This is a genomic window from Pseudomonas sp. GNP013 (assembly GCF_054343995.1).
The window spans coordinates 1,759,980-1,776,202 of sequence record NZ_JBTGUT010000001.1; the positions used below are offsets into that span (position 1 = coordinate 1,759,980).

The 16,223-nt window shown below is 64.3% G+C and carries 10 protein-coding genes; 8 read left to right on the plus strand and 2 right to left on the minus strand.

Annotation, left to right across the window (positions count from 1 at the left end):
• Together ACXX81_RS07995 and ACXX81_RS08000 are read left to right on the plus strand one after the other, a co-directional pair.
• Positions 1 to 2,463: an ABC transporter permease gene (locus ACXX81_RS07995; RefSeq protein ID WP_458571457.1), complete on the plus strand. Its 2,463-nt coding sequence runs from the start codon at positions 1 to 3 to the stop codon at positions 2,461 to 2,463.
• Positions 2,453 to 3,517: a lipocalin-like domain-containing protein gene (locus ACXX81_RS08000; protein ID WP_458571458.1), complete on the plus strand. Its 1,065-nt coding sequence runs from the start codon at positions 2,453 to 2,455 to the stop codon at positions 3,515 to 3,517. Before ACXX81_RS07995 ends, ACXX81_RS08000 begins: the two co-directional genes overlap by 11 nt.
• A gap of 191 nt (positions 3,518 to 3,708) precedes the next feature.
• On the opposite strand, the gene ACXX81_RS08005 is transcribed toward ACXX81_RS08000, so the two are convergent.
• Entirely contained in the window at positions 3,709 to 4,332 is a 624-nt protein-coding gene (locus tag ACXX81_RS08005) for a GAD-like domain-containing protein (protein ID WP_458571459.1), read from the minus strand.
• Between the two features lie 14 nt (positions 4,333 to 4,346).
• Positions 4,347 to 5,684, minus strand: coding sequence for a DUF6861 domain-containing protein (locus tag ACXX81_RS08010; protein ID WP_458571460.1), 1,338 nt, complete (start codon positions 5,682 to 5,684; stop codon positions 4,347 to 4,349).
• 367 nt (positions 5,685 to 6,051) lie between these two features.
• Here ACXX81_RS08010 and lexA point away from each other — a divergent pair, with 367 nt between their 5' ends.
• From lexA to uvrA, 6 genes are all read left to right on the plus strand, one after another.
• Complete coding sequence (gene lexA / locus ACXX81_RS08015) at positions 6,052 to 6,669, plus strand: transcriptional repressor LexA (RefSeq protein ID WP_057007451.1); 618 nt, start codon at positions 6,052 to 6,054, stop codon at positions 6,667 to 6,669.
• Complete coding sequence (gene imuA, locus ACXX81_RS08020; protein ID WP_458571461.1) at positions 6,669 to 7,283, plus strand: translesion DNA synthesis-associated protein ImuA; 615 nt, start codon at positions 6,669 to 6,671, stop codon at positions 7,281 to 7,283. The genes lexA and imuA overlap by 1 nt, the downstream gene beginning before the upstream one ends.
• A gap of 7 nt (positions 7,284 to 7,290) precedes the next feature.
• The gene (locus tag ACXX81_RS08025) at positions 7,291 to 8,706 is read left to right on the plus strand and encodes a Y-family DNA polymerase (RefSeq protein ID WP_458571462.1); all 1,416 of its coding nucleotides are present in this window, start codon (positions 7,291 to 7,293) and stop codon (positions 8,704 to 8,706) included.
• Complete coding sequence (locus ACXX81_RS08030) at positions 8,682 to 11,774, plus strand: error-prone DNA polymerase (RefSeq protein ID WP_458571463.1); 3,093 nt, start codon at positions 8,682 to 8,684, stop codon at positions 11,772 to 11,774. Before ACXX81_RS08025 ends, ACXX81_RS08030 begins: the two co-directional genes overlap by 25 nt.
• Before the next feature lie 106 nt (positions 11,775 to 11,880).
• On the plus strand, positions 11,881 to 13,593 hold the full coding sequence (locus ACXX81_RS08035; protein WP_458571464.1) for an ATP-binding protein: 1,713 nt from the start codon (positions 11,881 to 11,883) through the stop codon (positions 13,591 to 13,593).
• Positions 13,590 to 16,109 carry an excinuclease ABC subunit UvrA gene (gene uvrA / locus ACXX81_RS08040; RefSeq protein ID WP_458571465.1) on the plus strand — a complete coding sequence of 840 codons (2,520 nt, stop codon included), beginning with the start codon at positions 13,590 to 13,592 and terminating at the stop codon, positions 16,107 to 16,109. Before ACXX81_RS08035 ends, uvrA begins: the two co-directional genes overlap by 4 nt.
• Positions 16,110 to 16,223: the final 114 nt, after the last annotated feature.

Here is a 16,223-nt window from a genome sequence, read left to right on the forward strand (position 1 = left end):
ATGAGGGTATTTTATTGGGCCTTGCGCGCGCTGCTCAGCCACTGGCGGCGTCACCCCGTGCAGTTTTTCAGTGTGCTCACCGGCTTGTGGCTCGCCACGGCGTTGCTCACCGGTGTGCAAGCCCTCAACAGTCAAGCGCGGGATAGCTACGCACGCGCCGGCCAGTTGATCGGCGGTGAGCCGCAAGCCAGCCTGAGTGCGCCGGATGCGGCCGCTTTCCCCGAGGCGCTGTTTGCCCAGTTGCGTCGCGCCGGCTGGCCGGTGTCGCCGGTGGTGCAGGGGCGCGTGTTGCTCAAGGGGCATGAAGACCAGCGCCTGCAGTTGATGGGCATCGAACCGCTGTCCCTGCCCGGCAGTGGCGCGGTGGCAGGGCAGCGCTTGAGCCAGGCGCAGATGCTCGCGTTTTTTGCCGCGCCGGGGCGCACCTGGATTTCGCCGCAGACCCTGCACGCGCTGGGCCTGAGCGAGGGCGAGCAAGCGCATACCACCAGCGGGCAAGCCCTGCCGCCTTTGCAGGCCCAGCCGGACATGGCCCCCGGGCTGCTGCTGATGGACATCGGCTTTGCCCAACCCTTGCTGGGCATGCCCGGGCAATTGTCGCGCCTGCTGCTGGACAAAACCTTCGCCGCCACCCATCCCACGCCGCCGGCCGGCTTGCAGCTCAAGCAGGGCGAAGACAACAACCTCGCGCGCCTCACCGAAAGCTTTCACCTGAACCTGGATGCCCTGGGTTTTCTGTCCTTTGTGGTCGGGTTGTTTATCGTCCACGCCGCCATCGGCCTGGCCCTGGAGCAACGACGCAGCCTGCTGCGCACCTTGCGCGCGTGCGGGGTCAGCGCGCGCCTGCTGACCCTCAGCCTGGGCGTGGAGCTGGGCGTGCTGGCGTTGCTCGGCGGCGTGCTGGGCGTGGCCAGCGGGTACTTGCTGGCCAGCCTGTTGCTGCCGGATGTGGCTGCCAGCATACGCGGCCTGTACGGCGCCGAGGTGCCGGGCCAATTGAGCCTCAGCCCGGGCTGGTGGGTAGCCGGGCTCGGCTTGAGCCTGCTCGGCGCGCTGCTCGCCGGCGCCGGCAGCCTGTGGCGCGCGGCACGCTTGCCGCTGCTGGCGCTGGCCAATGCCCAGGCCTGGCATGAGGCCCATGGCCGCTGGTTGCGGCGCCAGGGTTGGGTGGCGGGAGCGGCGCTGCTGATTGCGCTGCTGGCGCTGTGGCTGGGCAACAGCCTGGCCGCCGGGTTTGTGCTGATGGCCGCACTGTTGCTGGGCGCGGCGCTGGGCTTGCCGGTGTTGCTCAATGCGCTGCTCAAAGGCGTGCTGGGGCGCAGCCGTTCGGTGTTGGGACAGTGGTTTCTCGCCGATTGCCGTCAGCAACTGCCGGCCCTGAGCCTGGCGCTGATGGCGCTGCTGTTGGCGCTGGCGGCCAATATCGGCGCGGGCTCCATGACCTCGGGCTTTCGCCACACCTTCGATAACTGGCTGGAACAGCGCCTTACCGCCGAGCTCTACCTCAACCCGCAAAACCCGGCGCAGGCCGAGCAGATGCACACCTGGCTGGCCCGCCAACCGCAGGTGCAGGCGGTGCTGCCCGCCTGGCAGGTCAGCGTGCAATTACAGGGTTGGCCGGCGGACGTGTTCGGCGTGGTCGACGACCCCACCTACCGTCAGCACTGGCCGTTGCTGGAAGCCGTCGGCCAACCCTGGGACCGCCTGCATCAAGGCGATACGGTGATGCTCAGTGAACAATTGGCGCGGCGCTTGAAAGTGCGATTGGGCGATACGCTCAGCGTGCCCACCGCGCAGGGAAACTGGTCGCCTTCGGTGGTCGGGATTTACGCTGACTACGGCAACCCCAAGGGCCATCTGCTGGTCGATTCACAGCACCTGTTGGCGCACTGGCCAGGGCTGTCACCGGTGCGCTTCAACCTGCGGGTGTTGCCGCAACAGGTACCGTCGCTGATCCAGGCCGTGCAGCGCACCTTTGCCCTGGAGGACAGCCGCATTGTCGATCAACAGCAGCTCAAAGGCTGGTCGAGCCAGGTGTTCGAACGCACGTTTGCCGCCACGGCCGCGCTCAACAGCCTCACCCTCGGCGTCGCCGGCGTGGCGCTGTTCATCAGCCTGTTGACCCAGAGCCAAAGCCGCCTCGGCCAACTCGCGCCGTTGTGGGCGCTGGGGGTGACGCGCCGACAACTGATGCTGCTCAACCTGGGCCAGACCTGGCTGCTGGCGGTGCTGACCCTGGTGCTGGCCTTGCCTCTGGGCCTGCTGCTGGCGTGGTGCCTGGACGCGGTGATCAACGTGCAGGCCTTTGGCTGGCGCCTGCCGTTGCAGGTATTTCCGTGGCAGCTGGCGCAACTGCTGGGGCTGGCGATGCTCGCCACGCTGCTGGCCTCCGCCTGGCCGCTGTGGCAGCTGTACCGCAGCCGCCCGGCGGATCTGCTGAGGACCTTCGCCCATGAAAATTAAAGCCTGGTTGTGGTGTGCGTTGCTGCTGTTGAGTGCGTGCGACAAAGCCCCCGCCCCCGAAGAAAGCTTTGCCGGCCTTGGCAGCGATGCCGCGGATTTTGCCCAGGTGGTGCCAGGCAAGGTGTTTACGTTTCCCGCAGACCACGGTGCGCATCCAGGCTTTCGCATTGAATGGTGGTACGTCACCGCCAACTTGAAGGACGCCCAGGGCAATGTGTTTGGCGTGCAGTGGACGCTGTTTCGCAACGCCTTGCAGGCGGGCCCCGCGCAGGCCGGTTGGCGCGATTCCACCGTCTGGCTGGGCCACGCGGCCGTCACTTCTGCCACCCGCCACTACGCTGCCGAGCGCTACGCCCGTGGCGGTGTCGGCCAGGCCGGCGCCCAGGCGGAGCCGTTTGCTGCCTGGATCGACGAGTGGAATTTTGCCAGCCGTCCCGGCGCGGCCAGCCCCTTGACAGACATGCAACTCAAGGCCGGCGGCGCGCAGTTTGCCTACGATTTGCGCTTGACCTCCAGCCGCCCACTGGTGCTGCAAGGTGACCGTGGCTACAGCCGTAAATCGGATCAGGGCCAGGCGTCGTATTACTACAGTCAGCCGTTTTTTACGGCCAGCGGCAGTGTCAGCCTGGATGGCAAGGTGTATCAGGTGACCGGGCCGGCCTGGCTGGATCGGGAGTGGAGCAGCCAACCCCTGGCCGCCAGCCAGACGGGCTGGGACTGGTTTTCGCTGCACCTGGACAGGGGCGAGCAGTTGATGCTGTTTCGTGTGCGGCAGAAGGACGGTTCGGGCTACCTGACGGGTACCTGGATTGATCCGCAAGGGGGGACGCAGACCTTGCACAACGCCGATATCCAGCTCACGCCATTGGCCACCACCGAGATTGACGGGCGCCGTATTCCCACGCGCTGGTCGCTTAAGATTCCCGGCAAGGGCTTGGATATCACGACTCAAGCCGTCAACCCCAAGGCCTGGATGGATTTGAATATTCCGTACTGGGAAGGGCCGGTGGAGTTTGAGGGGGGGGGGGGGTATCTGGAGATGACCGGGTATTAGACGCTCGGTGTGTGCTCAACCCTCCCACATTGGGAACTGTATACATTCCTTGCCCTGGATTCACCGCCCCAGTGGCGAGCGGGCTTGCCCCGCGCCGGGCTGCGCTGCAGCCCTGAGATTGAGCATTCTCACGCGGGAGCGTGGGACGATCTCCATCTTCAAGTACCTCGTCCACCGACGTCTCTTTTTGATCAGAACTGAATGTCTGAAAAACTATAAGGCTCAAGTTCGGCGAGCTGAGAGAGAAAGATCAGGTGCTCAACAGTCTTCACCTTTTCAAGATGATCAAGCGTGTCCGGGCCACCGAGCATAATCGCTGGAACGAAGCCATACATCTCGTCGTGGCGAAGAGTGCCGAGCTTTTTCCTGGCGGGTTTGAATAGGTCGCCAAAATCGTTGGCTTCGACATCGGCGATCAGTAGGAAGTCTTGCAGATTGCGATCCATTTGTTCTGGTGTTGGTTTAAAGTCGTCGATAACACATCGAGAAAGAAAGCTGGTTATTTTCAGCGAATAGCCGGTTTTTTCGCCCCATAGATACATATCGCCAAATGCACCACGGGCAATCAAATGATAAGTATCGTACTTTTCCAGTTCCGTACCCTCAATCCAGGAAGCCACCACACTCTCGTATTCCTGAGGATTCACTATCCAAAAAATCCCGTCACCGTATCCGCACCAACCGTGCTCCGCCCAATACGCCAGCAGTTGATTGGGCAGCTTGCCCCTGTAGCGGTCGATGCTTGAAGCTGGCACTTCCTGTCGCTCAATAGGAGCACCAAACTCCTCTAGAAAAATTGAAAATACCTCATCCATGGACACCTCCTTGATTAGCACTTATGCAATTTTACGTTGAGAAAAGTTGATTTCCGTAGAGATTCAGGAACCTTCTCAGCAACCTCTTTCAGGTTTTTAATTTTTGGCCTCCACTGTGGCCCAATGGTGGAGTTTACTTGCCGGTCACCGAAATCGCCGATGATATCCTTGCCGCCAGCACGCAGGTCAGGGGTGTGAAGTGCTGCAATATTGGCCATCGTCTCTTTGGCTTTGTTGATAGCAGCTGTCTGAGCCTCTTTTCTATCCATATCTGGAAAATCTTTCAGAAATCTCTTTCGTAACCTACGTTCTAATTCTTTTCTGGCGCGCTTTGCCACTTCGGGGCTGCGCTTCACCGGACTCGCAATATTCTCCAAATACTCCTCAATCGTCAGCCGATTCAGCCCACCTTCCTGCCCCTTCAACTGCCGCTTGAACTCTCCCACCTTGTAAACCGGCAGCTTGTCCGCCTTGAAACACTCAACATTATGCAGCGCCATCCTGCCGGGCTTGACCACGGTCGGCTGTCTGGATTTTGCAGGAGTGGCTACCGGAGCAGGCTGCTGAGGCACATACGACCCAGTGTGCGATTTTGCCGTTTGCAGTTCCGGACGATTTTTCAGGGCTTCTTCATGTTTCAGTACCCAGGCGCCCAGTCGCTTGCCTTTGGCGCTGGCTTGCATTTGTTGGGCGAGGGCGTGCGCGTCGCCGCGACCGCGCGTGAGGTAGCTGACAATGGCGCCCAACAGCAGGATGACGGCTTCTACATGGCCCTTCGCGATTTCCTGGGAGGCGCAATAAATGGCGAAAGAATCGTCATGGCTATAGGCTGTCAGCCCCTCTTCACCATGCGGTGCGCCCCAGGCGGTGCGAATGCCCCTGAGGTAATACTCGACAATTGCAGGCAATCCCTCGGCAAAGAACTCCGTCAGTGCGGCCAGCCCAAGCACACTCAGGATCCCGCCGGCGACTTGCAACCCCAGGGCGGCACCGGTGGCGCCCAGCGGAATGGCGCCGGCACCAGCGCCCAGCACGCCCACGCCGGCACCGATCACAGCACCGGTTAAAACGCTCCCGGCCACAATCATCGCCATTTGAGCGACGGCGTCGATCAAATCGTTAAGGACGCTGGATATGTCCAGGTCAGCGAAGCGTCGTCTCAAAAGATCGGCGGCTTCCCACTCGGCATGGATGAAAGCCGTTCTGATGCATTTAAGCCGACGCAGGTTAAACGCGAGAGAGGGAACAGACTCGTTATACGCGGTACGAAAGCTGGCGCCTGATTGATAGCCCATTGCATGGGTCAAGCGTGATTCTATGTCGAACCAGGAAGGCACTGGCAATGCAAGCATTCACTGTCTCCAGCGTCCGCCCTGCCTGATCTTGATTAAGTTGGAAGAACCCAACTAACTCACGATAAGGATTGGCGGATGTGCGGTTTAACGTTATTCGGTCGAGCAACTTACTGAGCCGAAGAAACTGCCGCCATAGGTAAACGCTGCAAAACAGTTAATTAGAAAGTTCCTATAGTTCGCCATGAAATAAGTGTAAGAACGGTACTACGCCGACGCACAATTCTAGAGGTGGCTTATATAAGCGTACAAAGATAAAGCGTCACTTCATTCGCACACTTTCAAAGCCCTGACACCGGGCAGTCATGCAATCCGTACCGGTCTCCCGACTGCCGGTAATTGTCAGAAATTTCCCGCAGGAGTACAAATGTACTCCATGACGACTCTAACCCCACGCCGTACCGCCATTCTGACCTTTATCCGCGATCGCATCGCGCAGCAAGGGCAGCCTCCCAGCCTCGCCGAGATCGCCGAGGCGTTCGGCTTTGCCTCGCGCAGCGTGGCACGCAAGCATGTGCTGGCGCTGACTGAAGCCGGTTTTATCGAGGTCAACCCCAACCAGGCCCGTGGCATTCGCCTGCTCAATCAGCCGGCGCGGCCCGACTGGCTGGATGTTCCGGTGCTCGGTCGCGTGGCCGCCGGGCTGCCCATCGGTGCCGATGCCGAGGTGCACAGCCGCCTGCAACTGGACCCGACCACGTTCGCCAAAACTCCGGATTACCTGCTGCGGGTGCAGGGCGATTCGATGATCGAAGACGGCATTCTCGACGGTGACCTGGTGGGCGTGCGCCGCAGTGCCGAGGCCGTAAACGGGCAGATCGTGGTGGCGCGCCTGGATGGCGAAGTCACCATCAAGCGGTTCGAGCGCCATGGCGACAGCGTGCGCCTGTTGCCGCGCAACCCTGCGTATCAGCCCATCGTGGTGGGGCCTGACCAGGACCTGGCCATCGAAGGGGTGTTCTGCGGCCTGGTGAGGCAGGGTTGATGGGCGCCGTTATTGCGCTGGACATGCTGTTCAATGGCGGCCGCGTGTGGAAAGGCCGGCCCGCCGCGCCACCGGCCAGCGTGCACCCCACGGGGCTGGCGGCGCTGGATGCGGTGCTGCCCAGCGGTGGCTGGCCGGAGTCGGCCCTCAGCGAAATCCTGATGGCCACGGAGGGCGTAGGCGAATTGCAACTGGTGCTGCCGACCCTGGCGCGCCTGTCGGCGGCGGGGGAGCGCATCGTGCTGGTGGCGCCGCCTTACACGCCGTACGCCCATGCCTGGCACAACGCCGGGGTGGACCTGCGCCAGCTCGCCGTCATCCAGGCCGAGGAACGCGACGCGCTGTGGGCGGCGGAACAGTGCCTGCGTTCCGGCAGTTGCGGCGCGGTGCTGTGCTGGCCGCGCAAGGCCGATGACCGCGCCTTGCGCCGCCTGCAGGTGGCGGCGGAAACCGGGCAGACCCTGGCGTTTGCCTGGCGCGCATTGGGCGAGGCGCTCAATGCGTCGCCGGCGGCTCTGCGTCTGGCGGTCGAGGCGCGGCCTGCGCAGGTGCGCGTGCTCAAGTGCCGGGGCGGGCTGGCCCATCCGGCGCCGATTGCGCTGGCCGGGCACTGAGGTTGCCATGCGCTGGGTGTGTATTGTCTTCCCGCAATTGGCGCTGGACGGGGTGCAGCGTCTGCATCCCGAGCCGGACCAACCGCTGGTGCTGCTGGCGGGCACGCCGCAGCGCCGCGTCGTGCAAACGGCCAATGCCGCCGCGCGCGCCTTGGGCTTGCGCCCCGGTCAGTCGCTGACGGCCGCCCATGCGCTGAGCAAAACCTTTGCCAGCGCCGAGTACGACCCGGTTCAAATCGAACACTGGCAACAGTTTCTCGCGGCCTGGGCCTACCGTTTCAGTTCCCAGGTCAGTGTGTTTTATCCGCGTGCGCTGCTGTTCGAGATCGAGTCGAGCCTGGGCCTGTTCGGGCCCTGGCCGCAGTTCGAGGCGCGCTTGCGCAAGGAACTCACCGAACTGGGGTTTCGCCACCGCATCGTCGCCGCCCCCAACCCGGCGGCGGCGCGGGTGCTGGCGAACCTTTACGATGGCCTGGCCGTGGCCGATGACAGCGCCTTGCTGCACGCCCTGGCGCCGCTGCCCATCGACCGTGCAGGCCTGAACCCGCAGGCCGCCACCGCCTTGTCGCGCATGGGCCTGCGCACGCTGGCGCAGGTGCAGGCGCTGCCCCGGCATACCTTGGCGCGGCGCTTTGACGCCGGGCTGCTGCAGCACCTGGATACATTGACCGGGCAGCGCCCCCTGGCCCTGGCCTTCTATCAGCCGCCGGACCAGTTCGATGCGCGTATCGAATTGAATTTCGACGTGCGCTCCCACCAGGCGCTGCTGTTTCCCTTGCGCCGCCTGACCGGCGATCTATCAGCCTTCCTCTGCGGTCGCGACAGCGGCGTGCAACGGTTCGACCTGCACCTGGAACACGCCCAGGCGCCGGACAGCGTGATCAAGGTCGGCCTGCTCAGCGCCGAGCGCGAACCGGCGATGCTGTTCGAGCTGGCTCGCGGGCGGCTTGAGCAGGTGCAGGTTACCGCGCCGGTACGCGGCTTTCGCCTGGTGGCCGAGGACCTGCCGTTGTTCGTGCCCCAGCGCCAGGACCTGTTCGACGACCGCCCGCAACAAACCCTGCCGTGGGAACAGTTGCGCGAACGCCTGCGCGCGCGCCTGGGGGATGAGGCGGTGCAGGGCCTGCGTTTTCATGCCGATCACCGCCCCGAATGTGCCTGGCAGGCGGTGGTCGACAAACACCCCTGCCCACCCCTGAACAAGGTGCAACGCCCCGGCTGGCTGCTGCGCGAACCAACCCTGCTGGCCGAGCAGGGGGTGCAGATTCTGATGGGCCCGGAACGCATCGAATCCGGCTGGTGGGACGGCGCCGACATCCGCCGCGACTACTACCTGATCCAGACCCGCGCCGGTCAGCAGGGCTGGGCCTACCGCAGCGTGGGGCAAAGCGACGGGTTATGGCTGCAAGGCTGGTTTGCATGAACTACGCCGAACTGCACTGCCTGTCCAACTTCAGCTTCCAGCGCGGCGCCTCGAGTGCGCTGGAGTTGTTCGAGCGTGCCAAACAACAGGGTTACCGCGCGCTGGCGATCACCGATGAGTGCACCTTGTCGGGCATCGTGCGGGCCTGGCAGGCGGCGAAGGCGGTGGAGGTGCCGCTGATCATCGGCAGCGAGATGCGCATCGAAAACGGCCCGAGACTGGTGTTGCTGGTGCAGGACCTCATCGGTTACCAGCACCTGTGCCGGCTGATCACCCTGGCCCGGCGGCGGGCCGAAAAGGGCGGTTATCGCCTGCTGCGGGAGGACTTCGATACACCGTTTTCCGGCCTGCTGGCGCTGTGGGTGGCCGAAGACGGCAATACCCAGGCCGATATCCAATGGCTGCGCCGCACCTTCGTCGACGGCCTGTGGCTGGCGGTGCACCTGCACTGCGGCCAGGACGATGCGCGCCATCTGGAGCAGCGCCTGCAACTGGCCGCCAGCCTGCACATCCCGGCGGTGGCCTGTGGCGATGTGCACATGCATGCGCGCGGTCGCCGGGCCCTGCAAGACACCATGACCGCCATCCGCCATCACGTACCGGTGGCCGAAGCCGGCACGCGCCTGCACCCCAATGGCGAACGCCACCTGCGCAGCCGCGAGGCCCTGGCCGCGCTGTACCCCCAGGCCTTGCTCGACGAAACCCTGGCCATCGCCCGCCGCTGCACCTTCGACCTCTGCCAGTTGCGCTACCACTATCCGCGCGAGCTGGTGCCCGACGGCCACAGCGCCAAGAGCTGGCTGCGTACCCTCACCGAAGAAGGCATTGCCCGGCGCTGGCCCCAGGGCGTCGAGGCCGGCACCCTGGAGCAGATCAACACCGAGCTGGCGCTGATCAGCGAGCTGGGCTACGAAAGCTACTTCCTCACGGTGCACGACATCGTACGTTTCGCCCGCAGCCGTTCGATCCTGTGCCAGGGGCGCGGCTCCGCGGCCAATTCGGCGGTGTGCTTTGCCCTGGGCATCACCGAAATCGACCCGAGCCTGACCCGGCTGCTGTTCGAGCGCTTCCTGTCCAGGGAGCGCAACGAACCGCCGGACATAGACGTCGACTTCGAGCACGAACGCCGCGAGGAGGTGCTGCAATACGTGTTCCAACGCTACGGGCGTGCCCGCGCGGCGTTGACGGCGGTGGTCAGCAGTTATCACGCGGCCGGCGCAGTGCGCGATGTGGCCAAGGCCCTGGGCTTGCCCGCCGACCAGATCAACGCGCTGGCCGAGTGCTGCGGGCGCTGGAGTGATGATGCGCCACCGCTGGCACGCCTGCGTGAAAGCGGCTTCGACCCGGACAGCCCGATCCTGCGCCGGGTGCTCACGCTGACCCAACAGTTGATCGGCTTCCCCCGGCACCTGTCCCAGCACCCCGGCGGCTTCGTGATTTCCGAACACCCGCTGGACACCCTGGTGCCGGTGGAAAACGCGGCCATGGCCGAGCGCACCATCATCCAGTGGGACAAGGACGACCTCGACGCCGTGGGCCTGCTCAAGGTGGATATCCTCGCCCTGGGCATGCTCAGCGCGATCCGCCGCTGCTTCGACCTGCTGCGCCGCCACCGCAACCAGGACCTGACGCTGGCGTCGATCCCCAAGGAAGACCCGGCCACCTACGCGATGATCAGCAAGGCTGACACCATCGGTGTGTTCCAGATCGAGTCGCGGGCGCAGATGTCGATGTTGCCCAGGCTCAAGCCGCAGACGTTTTACGACCTGGTGATTGAAGTCGCCATCGTACGGCCCGGGCCGATTCAGGGCGGCATGGTGCATCCGTATCTGCGTCGGCGTAATAAAGAAGAACCCACGACTTATCCGTCGCCTGCCTTAAAAGAGGTGCTGGAACGCACCCTGGGCATCCCGCTGTTCCAGGAACAGGTGATGCAGATCGCCATGGTCGCCGCCGACTACAGCCCCGGCGAGGCCGACCAGTTGCGCCGTTCCATGGCTGCCTGGAAACGCCATGGCGGGCTGGAGCCCCATCAGGAACGCCTGCGCACCGGCATGATGAAGAACGGCTACACCGAAGCCTTTGCCGCGCAGATCTTCGAGCAGATCAAGGGCTTTGGCAGCTATGGTTTTCCCGAGTCCCACGCGGCCAGCTTTGCCCTGCTGACCTACGCCAGTTGCTGGCTCAAGTGCCATGAGCCGGCGGCGTTCGCCTGTGCGCTGATCAACAGCTGGCCCATGGGTTTCTACAGCCCGGACCAGATCCTGCAGGACGCACGCCGCCATCGCCTGCAGATCCGCCCGGTGGACGTGCTCGCCAGTGACTGGGATTGCAGCCTGGAGCCCATCGACGGCCAGCAACCGGCAATTCGCCTGGGGCTGCGCATGATCTCGGGGTTTCGCGAAGACGACGCGCGGCGCATCGAGGCCGCGCGCGGGCGTCGTGTGTTCGGCGACATTGCCGACCTCGACGAGCGGGCCGGGCTGGATTCGCGTGCCCAGGCCCTGCTGGCCGATGCCGGTGCATTACGTGCGCTGGCCGGCAACCGGCACCAGGCGCGCTGGGACGTGGCCGGGGTGCATAAACAGCTGGGGCTGTTTGCCGGCCTGCCCGGCGCCGACGCAACCCCGGTGGCGTTGCCCGCGCCAACGTTGGGCGAAGACCTGCACGCCGACTACGCCACCCTCGGCACCACCCTGGGCCCGCACCCGCTGGCCTTGCTGCGCGGGGAGTTGCGCAAGCGGCGTTGTCGCAGTTCCCGCGAGCTGGCGACGGTGGAACATGGGCGCAACGTCAGTGTGGCGGGGCTGGTCACGGGGCGGCAACGGCCCGGCACTGCCAGCGGCGTGACCTTCGTCACCCTGGAAGATGAATTCGGCAACCTCAATGTGGTGGTCTGGCGCGACCTCGCCGAGCGCCAGCGCCAGGCCCTGGTGGGTTCGCGCCTGCTCAAGGTGGATGGGCGCTGGGAGGCGGTGGGCGAAGTGCGGCACCTGATCGCCGGGCGTCTCACCGACCTCACGCCGCTGCTGGACGGCATCCATGTGCGCAGCCGGGATTTCCATTGAAGCCGTTGATTGCATAGTGTTTGCGCCCTAAATAAGTCCGGATGAAACCATCTACAACTGGCATGCTCCAAACCTTGCAAACGTCCTCTTTGTGCAGAGCCCAACCATGCAATTTTTATCCAACCCACATGACTGTGAAGGCTGGGCCGGTGAAATGGCCCAACGCATTCGCGCGTTCGACTGGTCGAACACCGACCTGGGGCCGCTCGACGAATGGTCGACCAGTCTGGCTTGCACGGTGCAGATGATGCTCGCATCTCCCGTGCCGATGGTGATGCTGTGGGGGCGGGCGGGTTACATGATCTACAACGACAGCTATTCGGTGTTCGCCGGCGGGCGCCATCCCTACCTGCTGGGCACGCCGGTGGAGCAGGGCTGGCCGGAAGTGGCCGAGTTCAACCGGCATGTGGTGGACACCTGCCTGGCCGGCGGCACCCTGTCGTTCAACAACAAGGAACTGGTGCTGTCGCGTCACGGCAGGCCCGAAACCCTGTGGCTCGACCTTTATTACAGCCCGGTTGCCGGCGACAACCAGCAACCGGCCGGGGTGTTGGCGATTGTGGTGGAGACCACCGAACTGGTGAAGTCCGAGCGGGTGCGCCAGGAGCTCACCCACAACCTTGAGCAGCGCGTCGCCGCCGAAGTGCAGGCGCGTTCGACCGCCGAGGAACAGTTGCGCCAGTCGCAGAAACTCGAAGCCATCGGCGGCCTGACCGGCGGCGTGGCCCACGACTTCAACAATCTGCTGCAAGTGATCGCCGGCAACCTGCACCTGCTGGCCCGGCATGAGCCGGATAACCCTCAGGTACAGCGCCGTGTCACGGCGGCCATCGCCGCCGTGGAGCGGGGCGCCAAGCTGTCCTCGCAATTGCTCGCGTTTGCCCGTCGTCAGCCGCTGTCGCCGGCGGTGTACAACCCTTTGCGCATTTATGAAAGCCTCGGCGAGCTGTTGCAGCGTGCGCTGGGTGAAACCATCCATATCGATGTGCAACTGCCGCGCGACCCGTGGCGCATTCACGTCGACCGCAACCAGCTGGAAAATGCCCTGCTCAATCTGGCGATCAACGCGCGGGACGCCATGAAAGGCGAAGGCGTGATTCGCATCAGTGGCGAAAACATCATCCTCAATCCCAAGGATTGCGTGGGCAAAAGCATCAGCCCCGGCGAGTACGTGCGCCTGTCGGTGAGCGACACCGGGGTGGGCATGTCACCGGCGATCCGGGCCAAGGTGTTCGAACCGTTCTTCACCACCAAGCGCGACGGCCACGGCACCGGGCTGGGCTTGAGCATGGTGTTCGGCTTTGTGCGCCAAAGCGGCGGGCATGTCGACGTGTGCAGCGCCGAAGGCAAGGGCACCGTGGTGCAGTTGTATTTCCCGCGCAGCCTTGGTGAGGAATGCGGGGAGTCGGTGGATGAGCCCGTGGAGACTGTCGGCGGCCAGGAAACCATCCTGGTGGTTGAGGATAACGAAGGCGTGCGCCTCACCGTGGTGGAAGTGCTCGAACAGTCGGGCTACACCGTGCTCACCGCCGACGACGGCGACCAGGCCATGCAAAAGCTGCAAACCGGCCTGCAACCGGAACTGATCTTTACCGACGTGGTGATGCCGGGACGGGTCAAAAGTACCGACCTGGCCGACTGGGCTCGCCAGCAACAGCCGCCGGTGCCGGTGCTGTTCACCTCCGGCCACACCCGCGACATTCTCTCCAGCAACCACCTGCTGAGCCCCGACATTCATCTGCTGAGCAAGCCCTACAGCCCCGAAGCCCTCACGCTACGGGTGCGCAGCATGCTTACCGCACGACAAGGTTGCCAATGACTTCACCGCGCAGCATTCCCCCGATCTCCGTCCAACGCCCAGGTTTCGTCCGGGTACGCGGCGCCCGCGAACACAACCTGCGCAACGTCGACGTGGATATTCCACGGGATGCCCTGGTGGTGTTTACCGGCGTGTCAGGTTCCGGCAAGTCGTCACTGGCGTTTTCCACGGTGTATGCCGAGGCCCAGCGCCGTTATTTCGAGTCGGTGGCGCCTTATGCGCGGCGCCTGATCGATCAGGTCGGCGTGCCGGACGTGGACTCCATCGAAGGCCTGCCGCCGGCCGTGGCCCTGCAACAACAGCGCGGCACGCCGAGCGCGCGTTCCTCGGTGGGCAGTGTGACCACCTTGTCGAGCCTGATCCGCATGCTGTATTCGCGCGCCGGCAGCTACCCGCCGGGCCAGGCGATGCTGTATGCCGAGGACTTTTCGCCGAACCTGCCCCAGGGCGCCTGCCCGGAGTGCCATGGCCTGGGCCGCGTGTATGAGGTGACCGAGGCGCTGATGGTGCCCGATCCCTCATTGACGATCCGCCAGCGTGCGGTGGCCGCCTGGCCGTTGGCGTGGCAGGGCCAGAACCTGCGCGACATCCTCGTGACCCTGGGCTATGACGTCGATATCCCCTGGCGCGACCTGCCGAAAAAGCAGCGTGACTGGATCCTCTTCACCGAAGAAACCCCGACGGTGCCGGTGTACGCCGGCTTCACCCCGGCGCAGACCCGCGACGCGTTGAAGCGCAAGCTGGAGCCGAGTTACCAGGGCACATTCAGCGGTGCGCGGCGCTATATCCTGCACACCTTCAGCCACACCCAAAGCGCGCTGATGAAAAAGCGCGTGTCGCAGTTCATGCAAGGCAGCGCCTGCCCGCTGTGCGAGGGCAAGCGCCTGACGCGTGCCGCGCTGTCGGTGAAATTTGCCGGGGTGGATATCGGCGAGTTGTCGCAGCTGTCTCTTTCGCAACTGGCCGAACTGTTGCGCCCGGTGGCGGCAGGGCAGGACCGCATGAAGCTGTCGGTGGAGAAACGCCTGGCCGCGCAACGCATCGCCCAGGACCTGCTCGAACGGGTCAGCACCTTGATCGACCTGGGCCTGGGTTACCTGTCCCTGGAGCGCAGCACGCCGACACTGTCGTCCGGCGAGTTGCAGCGTTTGCGCCTGGCCACGCAATTGGGCTCGCAGTTGTTCGGCGTGATCTATGTGCTGGACGAGCCCTCGGCGGGCCTGCACCCGGCCGATGGCGAGGCGCTGTTCACCGCGCTCGAGCGCCTGAAAGCCGCCGGCAATTCGCTGTTCGTGGTGGAGCATGACCTGGAAACCATGCGCCGCGCCGACTGGCTGATCGACGTGGGCCCGGCCGCCGGCGAACACGGCGGGCAAGTGCTGTACAGCGGCCCGCCGGCCGGGCTGGCGCACGTGCAGGCTTCGCAGACCCGCGCGTACCTGTTTGCCGAAGGGCAGGCGTTGCCCTCGACGCGCCGTGAGCCCGCCCAGTGGTTGCAGCTGGAAGGGGTGACGCGCAACAACCTCAATGACGTGAAGGTGGATTTCCCGTTGGGCTGTTTCACGGCGGTGACCGGTATTTCCGGCTCGGGCAAATCCAGCCTGGTCAGCCAGGCGCTGCTGGACCTGGTGGGCAGTGGCCTCGGCAGCCGGGTGGTCAATGACGAAGATCCCAGTCTGGAGGACGACGCCCCGCAAACCAGCGGCGGGCACATCCGCTCCGGGCTCGAGCATATCCGTCGGCTGGTGCAGGTGGACCAGAAACCCATCGGCCGTACGCCGCGTTCCAATCTGGCGACCTACACCGGGCTGTTCGACAACGTGCGCAAACTGTTTGCCGCCACGCCGGCGGCCACGAAGCACGGTTATGACGCGGGACAGTTCTCGTTCAACGTCGCCAAGGGCCGTTGCCCGCAGTGCGAGGGTGAAGGGTTTGTCAGCGTTGAGTTGCTGTTCATGCCCAGCGTGTACGCGCCATGCCCGACCTGTCACGGTGCGCGCTACAACCCCGAGACCCTGGCGATCAAATGGCAAGGCCTGAGCATCGCCCAGGTGCTGGGGCTGACGGTGGAACAGGCGGTCGAGGTGTTCGCCGAGCAACCTGCTGTGCTGCGTTCACTGCAGGTGCTGCGCGATATCGGTTTGGGCTACTTGCGCCTGGGTCAGCCGGCGACCGAGCTGTCCGGTGGCGAAGCGCAACGCATCAAGCTCGCCACCGAGCTGCAACGCAATGCCCGGGGCGCGACCTTGTATGTGCTCGACGAGCCGACCACCGGATTGCATCCCCGCGACGTCGACCGCTTGCTCAGCCAGCTCAATCAACTGGTGGACGCAGGGCACACGGTGGTTGTGGTGGAGCATGAAATGCGCGTAGTGGCCCAGAGCGACTGGGTGATCGACATCGGGCCGGGGGCCGGCGATGAGGGCGGCACCGTGGTTGCCTGTGGCACGCCGCAAAAGGTCGCCAGGAGCAAGAAAAGCCGCACCGCGCCGTTTCTGGCGCGCGAGCGGGTCTAACAACCAGGGAAGGTCACTTGTGAGAGGGTGTTGGGTCAGTTGGATGTGTGTTTGGGCTTCTTGAGTAAATCTCAGGTGATCCCGAACCTGTGCGGCCACCTTCGGCCAATGTGG

Excerpts from the sequence above, each read along its gene's own strand:
- ACXX81_RS07995 (WP_458571457.1), top strand. The coding sequence starts at position 1 with ATGAGGGTATTTTATTGGGCCTTGCGCGCGCTGCTCAGCCACTGGCGG.
- ACXX81_RS08010 (WP_458571460.1), bottom strand. The coding sequence starts at position 5,684 with ATGCTTGCATTGCCAGTGCCTTCCTGGTTCGACATAGAATCACGCTTG.
- ACXX81_RS08030 (WP_458571463.1), top strand. The coding sequence starts at position 8,682 with ATGGCTGCAAGGCTGGTTTGCATGAACTACGCCGAACTGCACTGCCTG.
- ACXX81_RS08025 (WP_458571462.1), top strand. The coding sequence starts at position 7,291 with ATGCGCTGGGTGTGTATTGTCTTCCCGCAATTGGCGCTGGACGGGGTG.
- lexA (WP_057007451.1), top strand. The coding sequence starts at position 6,052 with ATGTACTCCATGACGACTCTAACCCCACGCCGTACCGCCATTCTGACC.
- ACXX81_RS08000 (WP_458571458.1), top strand. The coding sequence starts at position 2,453 with ATGAAAATTAAAGCCTGGTTGTGGTGTGCGTTGCTGCTGTTGAGTGCG.
- uvrA (WP_458571465.1), top strand. The coding sequence starts at position 13,590 with ATGACTTCACCGCGCAGCATTCCCCCGATCTCCGTCCAACGCCCAGGT.
- ACXX81_RS08035 (WP_458571464.1), top strand. The coding sequence starts at position 11,881 with ATGCAATTTTTATCCAACCCACATGACTGTGAAGGCTGGGCCGGTGAA.
- ACXX81_RS08005 (WP_458571459.1), bottom strand. The coding sequence starts at position 4,332 with ATGGATGAGGTATTTTCAATTTTTCTAGAGGAGTTTGGTGCTCCTATT.
- imuA (WP_458571461.1), top strand. The coding sequence starts at position 6,669 with ATGGGCGCCGTTATTGCGCTGGACATGCTGTTCAATGGCGGCCGCGTG.